At 69.9% G+C, this 13,952-nt stretch carries 10 protein-coding genes and 1 CRISPR repeat array; of the genes, 1 reads left to right on the top strand and 9 read right to left on the bottom strand.

Going from position 1 to position 13,952, the window contains the following annotated elements; translation table 11 throughout:
- Window positions 1–72: 72 nt before the first annotated feature.
- Window positions 73–261 (bottom strand): hypothetical protein, encoded by a 189-nt coding sequence (locus ACFWGJ_RS17250; RefSeq protein ID WP_387324954.1) that lies wholly within the window; start codon window positions 259–261, stop codon window positions 73–75.
- Between the two features lie 17 nt (window positions 262–278).
- On the opposite strand from ACFWGJ_RS17250, the gene ACFWGJ_RS17245 reads away from it, so the two are divergent.
- Window positions 279–674, top strand: coding sequence for an Imm7 family immunity protein (locus ACFWGJ_RS17245; protein ID WP_387324951.1), 396 nt, complete (start codon window positions 279–281; stop codon window positions 672–674).
- A gap of 42 nt (window positions 675–716) precedes the next feature.
- A CRISPR array of direct repeats spans window positions 717–2,697; the repeat unit is 28 nt; unit sequence GGAGGATCCCCGCGGGCGCGGGGTCGAC.
- Between the two features lie 18 nt (window positions 2,698–2,715).
- Here ACFWGJ_RS17245 and cas2e read toward each other — a convergent pair.
- The 8 genes from cas2e to cas3 form a co-directional block, all read right to left on the bottom strand.
- Complete coding sequence (gene cas2e / locus ACFWGJ_RS17240) at window positions 2,716–3,024, bottom strand: type I-E CRISPR-associated endoribonuclease Cas2e (protein ID WP_387324949.1); 309 nt, start codon at window positions 3,022–3,024, stop codon at window positions 2,716–2,718.
- Window positions 3,021–4,028 (bottom strand): type I-E CRISPR-associated endonuclease Cas1e, encoded by a 1,008-nt coding sequence (gene cas1e, locus ACFWGJ_RS17235; RefSeq protein ID WP_387324946.1) that lies wholly within the window; start codon window positions 4,026–4,028, stop codon window positions 3,021–3,023. The genes cas2e and cas1e overlap by 4 nt, the downstream gene beginning before the upstream one ends.
- Window positions 4,029–4,032: 4 nt before the next feature.
- The gene (gene cas6e / locus ACFWGJ_RS17230) at window positions 4,033–4,785 is read right to left on the bottom strand and encodes a type I-E CRISPR-associated protein Cas6/Cse3/CasE (protein ID WP_387324995.1); all 753 of its coding nucleotides are present in this window, start codon (window positions 4,783–4,785) and stop codon (window positions 4,033–4,035) included.
- Window positions 4,786–4,790: 5 nt separating this feature from the next.
- Window positions 4,791–5,588, bottom strand: coding sequence for a type I-E CRISPR-associated protein Cas5/CasD (cas5e, locus tag ACFWGJ_RS17225; protein WP_387324943.1), 798 nt, complete (start codon window positions 5,586–5,588; stop codon window positions 4,791–4,793).
- Window positions 5,585–6,739 (bottom strand): type I-E CRISPR-associated protein Cas7/Cse4/CasC, encoded by a 1,155-nt coding sequence (cas7e, locus tag ACFWGJ_RS17220; protein ID WP_387324940.1) that lies wholly within the window; start codon window positions 6,737–6,739, stop codon window positions 5,585–5,587. Before cas7e ends, cas5e begins: the two co-directional genes overlap by 4 nt.
- Before the next feature lie 99 nt (window positions 6,740–6,838).
- Window positions 6,839–7,444 (bottom strand): type I-E CRISPR-associated protein Cse2/CasB, encoded by a 606-nt coding sequence (gene casB / locus ACFWGJ_RS17215; RefSeq protein ID WP_387324938.1) that lies wholly within the window; start codon window positions 7,442–7,444, stop codon window positions 6,839–6,841.
- A 126-nt stretch (window positions 7,445–7,570) separates the two neighbouring features.
- Entirely contained in the window at window positions 7,571–9,277 is a 1,707-nt protein-coding gene (gene casA, locus ACFWGJ_RS17210; protein WP_387324936.1) for a type I-E CRISPR-associated protein Cse1/CasA, read from the bottom strand.
- Window positions 9,278–9,546: 269 nt separating this feature from the next.
- Window positions 9,547–12,435 (bottom strand): CRISPR-associated helicase Cas3', encoded by a 2,889-nt coding sequence (gene cas3, locus ACFWGJ_RS17205; protein ID WP_387324933.1) that lies wholly within the window; start codon window positions 12,433–12,435, stop codon window positions 9,547–9,549.
- Between the last annotated feature and the right edge of the window lie 1,517 nt (window positions 12,436–13,952).

Here is a 13,952-nt window from a genome sequence, read left to right as displayed (position 1 = left end):
AGACGTACACGGTCACTCGTGACCCGCGGGACTACGTCACCCCCCAGGTGTGGGAGCGGGAGATCACCTTGCTCAAGCGGGACTACCCGAGAGCACGCCGTGACCGGCGTCGGTCAGCGCCTGCGGAGGCCGAACCTTGATCAGGTCGCTGTATGCAGCCCGCCCCTGCTCGGTGAGGGAGGTGACGGTGGTCTTCGAACTGGCCTCCTTGGCAGTCGTGTCCGGCGCAAGATGCCGGGGCCGAACGGTGAAGCAGGTCATCTCCCTACGATCGTGGGATGTTTGAGTACCACGGATGGATCACGGTCAGGGGGACGGCAGCGGATGAGGACGATGAGCCTCGGCTGCAACAGATCGTCGATGGTCTTCGCCTTCGCATCGCCCGGATGGACAGCCCGTACTTGCTCGATCTCAGGTGGATGAACGGCGAGCCGTTTATCCACCTCGGCGGCTCTTCCAATCACCGCTCTTCGCCTGACGCTGCCGAACTGTTCGAGCATGTGGCGGTGGTCGCCCCTGGTTCCTACGGGCTCCTCCACCTTCGCGATGACGAGGAACCGGGTCACGAAAACGAGGTGCGCGTGCTGAGACTCGCCCGAGGAATGGTCACTCAGCACACGGAGGCACTGCTGTCCCCGTGCATCCCGACGGTGGAAGATCCCTCCCCAGGCTGACGCATCAGCGGCGCCCCTGGCGACGTTCCTCAGCCGGTCCAGGGAGGACCCCCGCGGACGCGGGGTCGACATCAGGTTCGGGGTGGCCGCGTTCTCCATGTACGGAGGATCCCCGCGGGCGCGGGGTCGACGCGTCCTGGTTGTCCATGATGATGCGGACGGCCGGAGGATCCCCGCGGGCGCAAGGTCGACGACCCCCTCGTCCGCGCGTCGCTCGCGGGTCTCGGAGGATCCCCGCGGGCGCGGGGTCGACTTCACGCTGAACGGGGCCGGCGCGGACAACCAGGGAGGATCCCCGCGGGCGCGGGGTCGACCCGACCATGGCCGCTACGGCGAACCGGTACTTCGGAGGATCCCCGCGGGCGCGGGGTCGACGTCGTGGCCGATGCAGTGCTCTCCGAACTCGGCGGAGGATCCCCGCGGGCGCGGGGTCGACAGATCCGCAAGCTTCTTCTCCGCAGCCGCCAGCGGAGGATCCCCGCGGGCGCGGGGTCGACGAACTCGTCACCGCCCATGCGTGCGGCGAGCCCGGAGGATCCCCGCGGGCGCGGGGTCGACAGCTGACGTCCTGACGTCGTACGGAACGACTCCGGAGGATCCCCGCGGGCGCGGGGTCGACGCCCCCCCGGGGCCGACATGGGGAACACGGATGGAGGATCCCCGCGGGCGCGGGGTCGACACGAGGATCAGCGCGCCCATGATGCCGATCCACGGAGGATCCCCGCGGGCGCGGGGTCGACGCGGGCCACAGGTAGTAGCCGGGGCGCTCGCCCGGAGGATCCCCGCGGGCGCGGGGTCGACTGCTGGGACGTGCGCGGCAGGCTCACGCCCAGCGGAGGATCCCCGCGGGCGCGGGGTCGACCACGGTGGCCAGCTGCTCGCCGCCGACAGCCGGGGAGGATCCCCGCGGGCGCGGGGTCGACCCGGGTGCGGGCGAGGTCGCGTTCCTGGACGCGGGAGGATCCCCGCGGGCGCGGGGTCGACTGCTCGGATCACGTGGTTCATGAGCTGGATTCCGGAGGATCCCCGCGGGCGCGGGGTCGACGCCATGTCGGCCGGAGAGAAGCACTGGTTCGGCGGAGGATCCCCGCGGGCGCGGGGTCGACGCGGCCGTCGGGGGCTTCTGGTCGTCGGGGTGCGGAGGATCCCCGCGGGCGCGGGGTCGACTGGATGGCCTGGACGTTGGGGGGCAGGTCGGGGGGAGGATCCCCGCGGGCGCGGGGTCGACTGCACGGGGGCCTTCTTCACGGGGGCCGCCGCCCGAGGATCCCCGCGGGCGCGGGGTCGACCACCAGCGTCAGCACGTCGCTCGCCCCGTCAGCGGAGGATCCCCGCGGGCGCGGGGTCGACGTCCTGGGCGTCGTCGTCGACGTCGTCGTCCTCGGAGGATCCCCGCGGGCGCGGGGTCGACCTCGGTTCCAGGCCGGAGATCCGTTCGCTGGCCGGAGGATCCCCGCGGGCGCGGGGTCGACTGAAGCAGCGGTCCGCGGAGGAGCCTCGCCACGGGAGGATCCCCGCGGGCGCGGGGTCGACTTGACGACCACGTGTGAGAGTTTGTCCCTCACGGGGAGGATCCCCGCGGGCGCGGGGTCGACAGCGACCGCGCCCACAGCCCCGGCCGCGCCTGCGGAGGATCCCCGCGGGCGCGGGGTCGACAAGGAATCCACGCTACTCGGCCTCCACTCCCAGGGAGGATCCCCGCGGGCGCGGGGTCGACTTCCCGTGTGTGGGAATGGGGCCCGGAGTTTTACGGAGGATCCCCGCGGGCGCGGGGTCGACGTTCGTACGGGCCCGAGCGGTCGCAACGCACTCGGAGGATCCCCGCGGGCGCGGGGTCGACTTCCCCTGCGTCACGGACGGCCCCGGGGCCGCCGGAGGATCCCCGCGGGCGCGGGGTCGACCACGCGAGGACCTGCGCCCCGTCGGGAAAGGCCGGAGGATCCCCGCGGGCGCGGGGTCGACGGAGGCGGAGAACGAACGTGAAACTCCCGCCCGGGAGGATCCCCGCGGGCGCGGGGTCGACACTTCATGAGCTGGGGCTTTATCGGGCGGGGCGGCTGTTTTCGTTTAGTTGTTTTTGGGGGCGGGCCGAAAGGATCAGTCCGTCGAAGTCGACGGGTTGCCAGCGGTCGCGGCCTGCGGTGCGTACGGCCCATCCCTGTTCGTTGGAGGCGGGTTCAATAAGGATGGCCTGGCCGTCGCCGATGCGGGTGGCCAGGAGTTCCCACAGGCGGTCGCGGATGCGACGGCTTGGGTTGCCGACGAACACGCCGGCGCTGGCCTCGACCATCCAGCGGGTGAGGTGTCCTCGCAGTCCCTCTGGCGCGGCGATGAGGATGATGACGGTCATGGTGTGGGTTCGGTGTCGTCGATTTCGGGTCCGATGACCGCGATGTGGTTGTCGGTCATCCCGTGTGCTGACAGGTCTGCGTGGCTGGCGTAGTTGGTGCCGCCCGGGACGGCGCCGAGGTTTTCGTCCCACAAAAGGTTGGCCTCAGAGTCGTCGAAGTCCGTTCCTTCGGGGGTGAGCAGGTGCTTCACATCGGTGACGATGCGGCCGAGGAGTTTGTCGCGGGCGATGAGGTCGCGAAGTCCCAGTCGTGCGTCGCGTTCCTCTGTGAGTCCTTGTGCGACGAGGTCGAAGGCGAGCGGAATGGTGTACTCGGCCTTGTACAGGTCGGCGATGTCCATGACGAAGGATGTGGCTTTGCCGGTGTGGACGAAGCCGAGTCCGGGGCTGGCGCCGAGTCCGATGATGACGGCGTGGCAGATGCCGTAGAGGGCGGCGTTGGCTGCGGACAGGAGGCGGTTGAGGTCGTCGCCTGCTGCGAAGGCGTCGCCGGCCTTGTAGTCGCGGCCGTTCCAGGGGACGCCGGTGCGATCCGCGTGGGCTCGGTAGAGCTTTCGGATGCGGGTGCCTTCACGGCCGCGGAGTTGTTGCATGGTGTGGGCGGAGACGTCTTCGCCGGGGAAGCGCATGTTGTACATGGCGCGGGCGACGGCGAGGCGTTCCTTGGGGCGGGTGACGAGCCAGGCTTGGCGGTGCAGGAGGCCGGCGCCGCGGCTGGGGCCGAGGCCGGCTGCGTACATGCGGACGCCTTGTTCGCCGACCCAGCACACGGTGGTGCCGGAGTCGGCGAGCAGGCGGATCGCTCCGTGGGTGACGCGGGTGCCGGGGCCAAGGAGCATGACGGCGACCATGGCGGCGGGGACGCGGACGGTTTGTCGTTTGTTGATGATGACGACGGCGTTCTCGTCGCGGTCGAGATGGCTGCGCTCGACGTAGACGCTGGAGACGCGGTCGACGAGGCGGTGCAGGTCCTGGGGGTCTGCTTTCCACCAGATGTCAGGCACGGGTTCATGCCCCTTCGGGGAGCGGGGCGAGGGTGAGCAGTCCGCATCCGTATGCCTTGGAGGGGCCGATGCCGGTCAGGAGTCGTTCGGTGAGCAGGGCGGGGTCGGTGATGCGCAGGTGCCCTTCGAAGGTCACTGCGTTCATGACGACCTGGGCTTCCTTCGCACCGAGGGATCCTTTGCCGAAGGCACGGCGTTGGCGGGTGGTGATGCGCACCTCGCGGGGCGGTTCGCCGTCGCTGTTGCGGGTGTCGTCCAGGTGGGGGGCGGTGGGGATGTCGAAGCCCCAGCGGGCGGTGCGGGTGAGGAACCAGTTGAGCTGAGCTGCGGCGGTGCGGTGGCCGAGGCGGAAACTGCGGCGCTCACCGGCGTCGATGCGTTGTTGTTGGCGCGGGGTGGGTTTGTCGGGCCGGCTGGTGTTCTGGACGGGGTTGGCGGTGAGGCGGAAGGCGAAGCTGCGGCCCGTTGCCAGTTGTTGCAGGAGGGGGGTGTAGTCGCGTACGGCGTAGTGCTCGCCGTCGGCGTCGGGCCAGCCTGCCTGTTCGACGAGGTGCGTCCAGTCGGGTTTGTCGGTGGTGAGGACGAACAGGTGGGGGCGGTGGGGATTGTCCGCGTCCAGTCGCCACAAGGTGCGCTCTTCAGCGGGCAGGCCGGGGACACCTCCTTGGACTGCGGCGTGCAGGGCGCGTGGGCCGGCGAGGAGCTTGCGGCTTTCGGCGCGCAGCGGGTTGATGCGGATGCGGGAGAGATAGGGCATGTCGGTCACCAGCCCAGGAGGGCGAAGGGGTCGTGGCCGCCGCTGGTTGGGGGCCGTGTGGGGTCGGGTGTGAGGCCGGTGGGGACTGAGAGGTAGGTGTGTGAGGTGCGGCGGGTGGTGTAGGTGCGGCGGGTGGGGGCGAAGGAGAGGGGCACGTCGTCGCGGACGTCGTCGCCTGCCGAGTCGTCGAGGGTGGCGGGCAGGTCGATGCGGGCGGTGTTGCCGTTCTGGCGTCCCCAGCGCTTGCGCACCGTAGTGGAGGCTTGCCAGGGTTCCGCGCGCAGGACGTCGTGGAGCGGGCCGGTGCGCTGGCCCAGGAGCAGGGGTTGTGCGGGTACGCAGGACCGGCGGCCCAAGGCGAGGGGGAAGGCGGGGTGGCGGACGGCGTGTTCGAGGGTGGTGATGAGTTCTTCTGGGCCTTCCACAGCGGCGAGGAAGACGGCGTCCTGGAGGTAGAAGCGCTGCGTGATGTGGGTGTGCTTGGCAGGTGAGGTGGGTTTTTGCAGGCCCTTGGCGGATACGGCGGCGGACAGGAGCGGCCGGCCCCGATGGTCGCTGACGGTGTGGTAGTCGCGCAGGAGGCTGCCGGGCTGGTCGATGCGGATGCCCAGGGCGAGCCCGGCAAGGTCGTCCACCGCGGCGTGCCGTGAGCGGCCGGCGGCGGCTGCGAGCAGACCCACGACTCCGGATTTGGTGGGTTCGGGCCGGGTTTCGCGCCGGTTGAAGGTACTGCGGTCGCCCCAGGACTGGAGCGGGCCGGCGAGCCGCAGCAGCAGGACGGAGGTGCGGGCGGAGGGTGTCACGCCTGTTCCCCCAGGGCGGTGGTGATGCGGGTACGCAAGGTGGCGCGCAGGTCGGCGAAGGCGACGGATTCCCCGAATGCCTGGGTGAGGGTCTCGACGGTGTCCTTGGTGCGGGTTTCGCGGGTGCTGAAGGTGTGGCTGGCCGCCGCGTAGAGAGGGGTGTCGCCCCAGACCTGGGTGGCGGTGAGGTGTTCCTCGGCGAGGCGACGGGCGGAGTTCGCCTGGATGCCGGCCTCGGCCGGAACGGGCTCTTCGAAGGCGGAGACCAGGTTGACGGGCTGGTCGGTGCGCACCACAACAGCAACGAGACTGGGCCGGGTCCGGTGGGCGAAGGAATTCCGGTAGCCGGTGGGGACGGACAGGGTGTAGCTGTCGACGAACCGGTCCAGGGCGTCGAGGGCGGCTTCGGTGTCCCCGCCGAGGTTGTCGGTGAGCTGGGCGAGCCCGACGGTGGCGTAGCGGTAGAGGGTGGCGGAGTTGAAGCCGATGGTGCCGATCATCCCGGCTCCGGTCTCCTCCTTCTCGTTCTTGTCGTCGACCGCGGTGAAGTAGTCGAATTCCAGCTGCGTCTCGTGGGTGGAGAGCGCGTGGGCGACCTGGACGGCGGCATCGACGTTGAGCTTGGGGATGTCGGCGACCATCCGGCCGAACAGGGCGACGCCCACCGGGTGCCCGGTGGTGAAGGTTTCCGCGACGGGCCATTCCTTGACCGCATCCGCCAGTGCCTTGTCGTCCAGGGCTGCGAGGTCGGTGGCCTCGTTGGTGACGAGGGCGGCTACGGCATCGAGCTGGGCGTTGCCGTAGAACAGGAGATAGGCCGTGTCGCTGGCCTTCTTGCCCTGGCTCAGGCCGAGCTGGGCGAGCAAGGCCGCAGCGATCCGGCCGGCGTCCTCACGTTCCAGAGCCGTGTTCTGCGTGATCCGGGTGGTGAGCTCACCGGTGAGACGCTTGGTGCGGGTGGCGCGATCGGCCTCGGGAGCTTGGTCGTCGAAGTGCTGACGGGTCGCCCGCTTCCACGCCTGGGAGGAGACCCGGGAGCGGCGGACGCCTCCGTAGATGGCTTCTTTGGGGTTGCCCTGGTCGTCCCGGTTGAGGTTGGCGGGCGGGACGGTCTGGACGACGTGCACGTCGATGTAGAGGCGCTGGGTCATCGAATGTTGCTCCAAGTCCTGTGAGTGGGTGGTGATCCGGGGCCGGCACCGGCGCGGGTGCGTGCGGCCGGGCGGCCGACGTCGTGCGTGCTGCTGGTCTCAGCGGCCGGATCGCGACGGTGTGGCCGGCTGGGTCCAGCCGTAGTAGTCCAGGCCCCAGCGGCGGCGCACGCGGGACCGGGCTTCGGGCCGGTTCCAGTGGTGGAGATCGCCGACCAGGCGGTTGTAGTCGAGAGGCTGCTTGATGTCCTTGAGCTGGGTGATCAGACCGCGCAGACGCAGTTGCAGTGCCTGCATCGAGGTGGCGGAGAACGCCTGCTGGAAGCGCGAGTCGACTGCCTCATCACTGGTGCGCCCGTGACGCCGCAGCTCAAGCATGGCCCGGCCGAGGCTGACTCCGTCGCGGTGCATCGGCCGCTCCTGGCTCTGCTGGTGCAGCCCGTAGAGGGCAAGCGCCACGTGTTCGGCTTCCTGTTCGGCCGAGACCTCCCCGCGGCGGGCGGCGAAGTCATCGACCGGGCAGGTGTAGAACGGGAACATCTCCAGCACGGTGCCGGCGGGACGTCCCAGCCCATGGCGCAGAACTGCGAGGTCCTCGCCGGGCGGGCGCTGTATGGCCGCCGGGCCGTCTTTGCGCCGCCAGGTGCCGTCCGCGGCGATGTAGCGGTGCCAGATTCTTTGCTTCGTGAGGTCTTCTTCGGTCATGTCCGTGTCCAGACGTGATGAGGGATGCGGTGTCGCGAAGGCATGTGGGAGCGTCCCGGAGGAGGGCATGGGAGGGCTCAGGTCGGGGCGTAAGAGACGTGGGCGTCCCAAGCAGCGCTTTGGCGCTTACTGGCTGACAGGGTGAGGGCTGCTGCGCCGGGCGGCCTCTGCCCGGTGGAGAATCTCCCCACGGCGTTTGAGGAAGGACGCCTCGGCCAGGGGGACGCGGTGCGTGCGCTCGGGCTTGCCCTCCCCTTGGGAGACCTTCCTTCCCACGAACGCTTCAACCGGCACCGCCTGCAGAAGACGGTCCGCGACCTCCCAGCTGCGCCGCCACGCCAGCTGCTCCCAGGCGAGCTGTCCGGCCTCGATCCGTTCCAGGTCCTGCACACCGCGCATCCCGGCCAGCAACTGCCGAACCAGCGGGTCCAGGGCGTGCAGGACGAGTTCGCCGGGGCGCTGTCCCTTGTCCCAGGGGATGGGTTCGGCGCCCAGAGCCCGCCGCAGATCAGCCGAGAGGTGATTGACGGCCGTGGCCAACTGCTCTGCCTGTTCCGCCACTTCGAGGAGGGCGGAGCGGACGTCACTGTCCGCGTCGAGTGCGGCCAGCGGAAGGGGCAGCGCGTCGAACATCACGTCGTCGATGACGGCCGACTGGTTGCCGTACGCCATCCCGACAAGTTCCACGCGCAACGGGTACGCCTCCCCGAGATCGGGCGCCAGGGCACCGGCCTGGTCCAAGAGCCTGCTGGTGGCGAACCCGCTCGTTTTCTCTCCTGCTTCTCGAAACTGCCGTTCGGGCGCGAGGAGCGCGTCCAGCCCGCGCCACGCAGCCTTGCCTGGCTGAAGGCGCAACGGGCGGCGCGGCGCCGCGGCGGCGCCCTTGTGCTTGCTCGTGCTGCGGCTGCCGGTGGGCTCCAGGCGCCACATGGTGTGCGGTTCGATCTCCGGCGCGTGCGGCATCCGGTCTCCCGCGGCGACCAGTACGCGCGTCACCCGCAGGCCTTCACCGGTGTTTTCCGGGACGAGCCGGATACGGCGGGATTGCCAGGTCCACAGGTCCAAGAGCCCTTCGGGGGCCCGCTCCTGCCATCGGGGAGTGCCTGCCGATCGAGGATTGGTGGGCTCACGCCTCCTCCACTGCGGCAGGTCGGCGGAGGTGGGCGGCGCTCCGACCGGAAGGTTCAGCAACAGCGTCTCGAACAGCGTCGTCCCGGCCAGCAGGGTGACACCCATCTGCCCGAGCGGGCCGGTCGGGTTGCCTGTGGTCTTGCCCGCTTTTGCCTTCGGGTCGCCCACGGCACCCGTTTTGATCGCCGCGGTGTCCCAGCACTGTGTATGCAGCAGCCAGTGCGCCGCCTGCGCCGGAGTCAGCGAAAAGGCATCGCCTTCCGTGCGCGACGCGAACAGCGGCACATTGTTTCCGGTGGCGGCAGTCGCGACAATCAGGGCGGCGTTCTTCGTCTCGTCCTTCGCGCTACGCAGGCCACCGACCTGACCGAAGGGCTGCACCGGATCGAAAAGGTCGAACCGTTCACGGTGCGCGTCCAGATACGCCTCCAGCCTCGAACGCTGTTCCGGTGACCAGCGTCCGGTGGAGAACCAGCTCATCCACTCACGCTCATCGGCCGGCCTGCCCAGAGCGTCGAGGATCACCGGCAGCAGAACCTGCCGCATCACGGCCGGCCTCTGGGTGGGGAGTTGCACCACGAGGTCGCCGAACTCGTGTGCCTCCAGCAACGCGGTACGCAGCGAGCGCTCCTGCGCTACTCCCCCTGCGGCCGGCGGTAAGAGCAGCCATGGATCGTCTGTCAGAAAAAAGCCATCAGCCATCGGTCCCCCCTTTGATGAAGCTTCTTTGTTTAAGCTAGCAGCAGTGCCGAGGGGGGCACATGCTTTCTCCTCAAACAGGTGCGACAATCCGGCCGTTGACCCCAACCCTCGGGCCGTGACGGCCCCGGGCCCGGGGATGATCCCCTTCTGTGTTTGCCCAGCGGATCGGGACCCGCCTCGACCCCGCGCCACGCGGGGCACCGGGCCGCCGGGCGCCAGCCCGGCGGCTCACCGCACCCCCGCACACCGTGCGACAGGCCCCGGAGTGTCTACTCCTGCCGGAGCCCGAACTCGTCGTCGTAGGACACCGTGAGGTCACCCAGCCGGGCCCTGCGTGAGGCGTCCAGCACCAGAGCACGGCTGTGACGCAGCCACGGATGCCCGTGCCAGCCGGGCAGTGGCTGCAACTGCGCGGCCGCTTGCGTCAGCTTCGGCGGCAGACGCACCACCGAGCCCAGCACCTCCTCCAGCACCTCCGGCGCCACCTCACCATTGACGCTCAAGGCCCGTCCCGCCAGCGTCCTGAAGACCGCATCGTCCTCCTCCTGGACCACCAGGACGACCTCGACGGATTCGTCACCATCACGCACCGCGGCCTGCAGTGAGTCCTCGTTGCTGCCCGCGGTGGAGCCGCCGTAGTGCAGACCTGCCAGCGTCCGCTTCTCGTGCTCACCGGGCGCGGTCAGCAGGAACTGCCGTGCGTTCTCGGCACGCGTTCGGTCCCTGTTCTCCTGCTCCCCGCTTGCCTCTTCGCCGGCCTCCCGCCACATCTGGGGCAGCAGCGACGCATCCGCCCCATACACCCTGGCCACCAGCTCAGGCACGTCGCCTGGAACCGACCACACCTCACCCGCGCCGGGCAGCACCGCTGCGGTGCGCAGCAGCAGATGGCGCCCGTAGATCATCTCGCTGGCGAACGCGAACGCCGGCTCACGGCCTTCACGCGGCTCGAACCCGGTGAGGAACACCTGCGGCACGCGCAGTCTGTCCGGACGCCAGGTGTCCTCATGCCGGTGCAACCGGCCGATGCGCTGCAACAGCAGGTCGACGGGCGCCAGATCCGTGACGAGCAGGTCGGCATCGACGTCGAAGGACTGCTCAGCGAGCTGAGTCGCCACCAGGATCAACCGGCCATCCCTGGCCCGCGGTGTGCGCGGACCCAGCAGGCGCAGGCTCTCCTCCGTCAGATCGGCGCGCCGGGCCACGGTGAAGCGAGCGTGCAGAAGCCGCACTTCGTCCCTGCCGAACCGCCCGCGCAACTCCTCATAGAGGCTCTGTGCCCGCGCAACGGAGTTACGGATGACCAGCGCGGTTCCCCCGTCGGCGAGCTCGCTTGCCAGCAGGTCCCCTACCCGCGCATCCGCCTCGCCCTGCAACCGTTCGCGCTCCTGACGCGAACGATGTGCACCGGGCACCGCCTCGGGCACGATCCGCACCCGCACGCCGAGGTCCTCGCGCCAACTGCCGGTCGCATCCATATGGATCTGCGGCTCCCCCGAGGCCGGCAGCCATGCAGCCGTGACGCTCGGGTACCCCGACGGCACAGGCACCTGAACCCGGAGCTCCTCCCGTGAGGCCGCACCGGCCAGATACGCCTCGACCAGCGCCTGGCGCTGCGCGGGTGCCAGCGTCGCCGACAGGACGAGCACCGGCACCCCGGCCTGACCCAGCCAGCGCAGCGCCTCTTGCAGAAACTGGCTCATGTACACGTCGCACGCGTGCACCTCGTCCAAAATCACGACCTTGCCGGCCAGACCCGCCATGCGCAGCATCACATGCCGTGTACGGGTAGCCGCGTACAGAAGCTGATCGACCGTACCGACCACGAACGGGGCCAGCAGCCCGCGCTTCGATCCCAGAAACCACTCCGCGGGCGCCCGCCGCTCCGGCACATCACGCGCCTCGGACTCGACTCCGTACGGGTCGTCCTCCAGCCCGAACTCGTCCACCCCGCAAAACGCCTCGTCCGCATACGCGCCGGCGTCCTCAAGCAGAGCTTTCCACTCCCGGTTGAACGCCCTCTTGCCGTGCAACAGCACTACCCGGGACGCCAGGTTCTCGTCGACCGCCTCCAGCCACCGACGTGTACGGGTGAACATGGGATCACTGGTCGCCTGGGTCGGCATTCCCACGAACACGCCACCCGCGCCGAACCTGGCAGCCAGGACTTCCGCCGCAGACTGAGCAGCCTCCGTCTTGCCCTCACCCATCGGCGCTTCGACCACCACGATCCCCGGACTGCCCATACGGCGAACCGCCTCGCCCACCATGACCTGCGAGGGCCGCGGCGCATACCCGAACCGGTCCCGGAACGCCTCCGGCCCCGGCACGGCCAAAGCACCCCAACCGCCCTGCAACCCCAGAGCCAGCCACGCCGACGCCGCCCGCTCACGGGAAGCATCCAGACTCACCAGCCGCAGATCGTCCACACCCACGAAGAACCGCTCATCACTGGCAATCCAGTCCGCCATCACCACCAAGCCGCTGAGCTGCAACTGAAGCGCCCTGGACGGAACCACCACGGGCTCCACCTCGCCGAGGCCCCCGAACCCGATCTCCTGAGTGAACACATCAAGCACAGCCTGCTGGACCTGACGCCACGTTCCCCTCCCCCGCAACTGCCCCTTCGCCTGACGCGGTTCCTGCACATCCCGCAGCGAAGGGAACGCACCATGGTGCCCAGCCACCAGCGGCCACACCCAGTCCAGCTGCCTCACATCCCAACCGGCCCCGGCCAGCACCTCCCGCGTCATCAACCCACCCGCCCAGTCGTGACGCCACCGCCTCTGCTGCTTGGCCCCCGCCACAGCAGCCGACTCCACCCATGTCAGCCCCAACCTGCGCACAGCCTCCGCGCCCTCGGGCCACAGACGCTGATGCGCCGGCGTCGCCTTCCCGCAGTCGTGAACTCCGCACAACCAGACGAACAACCGCCGCCCGCGCCCCGGCCCACCCGCGACCTCATCCAGCGCCAAGCACGTCGAACGCGCAAGGAAGCCGTCCCACAACAGCTCCGCAACCGCCGCAGTATCCACAAGATGCGCAAGCAGAAGATTCGTTGTACCCCCTGCCCGCCCCCGCGACTTCCCCCACAGCGTCTCCAAAGCCCGCACCACAACCGGCCCGTAACGCTCACTCAGCTCCCGAACATCCACCATGCCCCCGCCTGCTTTCAGAACTGAGCACCAGACCCTAAAACCCACCACTGACAAGATGACTTGACCTGCGGAAACAACCAGAAAGCTGCGCGCGGTTCGACAGAACATCCCCGCAGGTACGGGGCCGACCGCAGCGGTACGACGTCGACTCATACCGAGAAGCGCGCCCATTGGGCGCGAGGTCGACGCTGCGCCGCCTCTGCGGACCGGAGCATCCCCGCGGGTGCGGGGTCGACGACCTTGAAGCGGTGCGACCGGGTCCCGCCCGGGGAGCATCCCCACGGGTGCGGGGTCGACGTTGATGGTCGGCTTGATCATCACGGACAGCACGGAGCATCCCCGCGGGCGCGGGGTCGACGTGGTGTCCTGCACCCGGGTGAGGCGTCCGGCCGGAGGATCCCCGCGGGCGCGGGGTCGACTCGTCGTGCTCCTGGAGGAAGCGTTGCACGTTCGGAGGATCCCCGCGGGCGCGGGGTCGACAGCTCCGGCACGTCCAGGTCCGTCGGCGTGAACGGAGGATCCCCACGGGCGCGGGGTCGACTCGTTGATCGGGGTGTAGCTCCGGCCGAGGTCCGGAGGATCCCCGCGGGCGCGGGGTCGACGGGTTCTCCCTGCGCCTGCCCTTTGACCTGCCGGGAGGATCCCCGCGGGCGCGGGTCGACCCGGGCTTGAGCATCACGGTGGCGCGCAGCGGCGGAGGATCCCCGCGGGTGCGGGGTCGACCGTGGCGGGGGACAGCAGGATCTGCCAGGCCTCGGAGCATCCCCGCGGGTGCGGGGTCGACGCCTGATTCCCGCCGCCCGCCGTCGAATGCCGCGGAGGATCCCCGCGGGTGCGGGGTCGACTGCTGGAGGCGGAACGGCGCCGGAACACCGAGCGGAGCATCCCCGCGGGTGCGGGGTCGACGGCGCGGGTGTCTTGACGGTCACCGTGCCGGTCGGAGCATCCCCGCGGGTGCGGGGTCGACCTGGAGCTCGCCGCCCACGTCGTCGACCTCACCGGAGCATCCCCGCGGGTGCGGGGTCGACCTGAAACGGGCGGCGACCGCTTGGGCTTCCTCGGGAGCATCCCCGCGGGTGCGGGGTCGACAGGCAGGCGCGCAGCGCACGAAGGTGCAGCACAGGAGCATCCCCGCGGGTGCGGGGTCGACAGCGGCGTGCCCGGCCGCCACTTCGTCGCGTACGGAGCATCCCCGCGGGTGCGGGGTCGACCGCGCGATCCGGTCCTGGGGAGTCCCCGACTCCGGAGCATCCCCGCGGGTGCGGGGTCGACGCCGCTTCCCAATCCGCAACGTGGCTCTCCCACGGAGCATCCCCGCGGGTGCGGGGTCGACTGCATCGTGCGGGGGATGATGTACCGGTAGTGCGGAGCATCCCCGCGGGTGCGGGGTCGACGTCGGCAAGGGCGAGGCGCTCGCGAACGCACAGGGAGCATCCCCGCGGGTGCGGGGTCGACACTTGCTGAGCTGGGACTTTACCGGGCCGGGTAGCTGTTTTCATTCAGTTGATTTCTCTCGG

The organism is Streptomyces sp. NPDC060205 (assembly GCF_042728395.1).
GTDB lineage: Bacteria > Actinomycetota > Actinomycetes > Streptomycetales > Streptomycetaceae > Streptomyces.
The sequence above is the reverse complement of the archived record's forward strand: the minus strand, read 5'-3'. Positions and strand labels throughout refer to the sequence as shown.

Excerpts from the sequence above, each read along its gene's own strand:
- ACFWGJ_RS17250 (WP_387324954.1), bottom strand. The coding sequence starts at position 261 with ATGACCTGCTTCACCGTTCGGCCCCGGCATCTTGCGCCGGACACGACT.
- ACFWGJ_RS17245 (WP_387324951.1), top strand. The coding sequence starts at position 279 with ATGTTTGAGTACCACGGATGGATCACGGTCAGGGGGACGGCAGCGGAT.
- cas2e (WP_387324949.1), bottom strand. The coding sequence starts at position 3,024 with ATGACCGTCATCATCCTCATCGCCGCGCCAGAGGGACTGCGAGGACAC.
- cas6e (WP_387324995.1), bottom strand. The coding sequence starts at position 4,785 with ATGCCCTATCTCTCCCGCATCCGCATCAACCCGCTGCGCGCCGAAAGC.
- cas7e (WP_387324940.1), bottom strand. The coding sequence starts at position 6,739 with ATGACCCAGCGCCTCTACATCGACGTGCACGTCGTCCAGACCGTCCCG.
- casB (WP_387324938.1), bottom strand. The coding sequence starts at position 7,444 with ATGACCGAAGAAGACCTCACGAAGCAAAGAATCTGGCACCGCTACATC.
- casA (WP_387324936.1), bottom strand. The coding sequence starts at position 9,277 with ATGGCTGATGGCTTTTTTCTGACAGACGATCCATGGCTGCTCTTACCG.
- cas3 (WP_387324933.1), bottom strand. The coding sequence starts at position 12,435 with ATGGTGGATGTTCGGGAGCTGAGTGAGCGTTACGGGCCGGTTGTGGTG.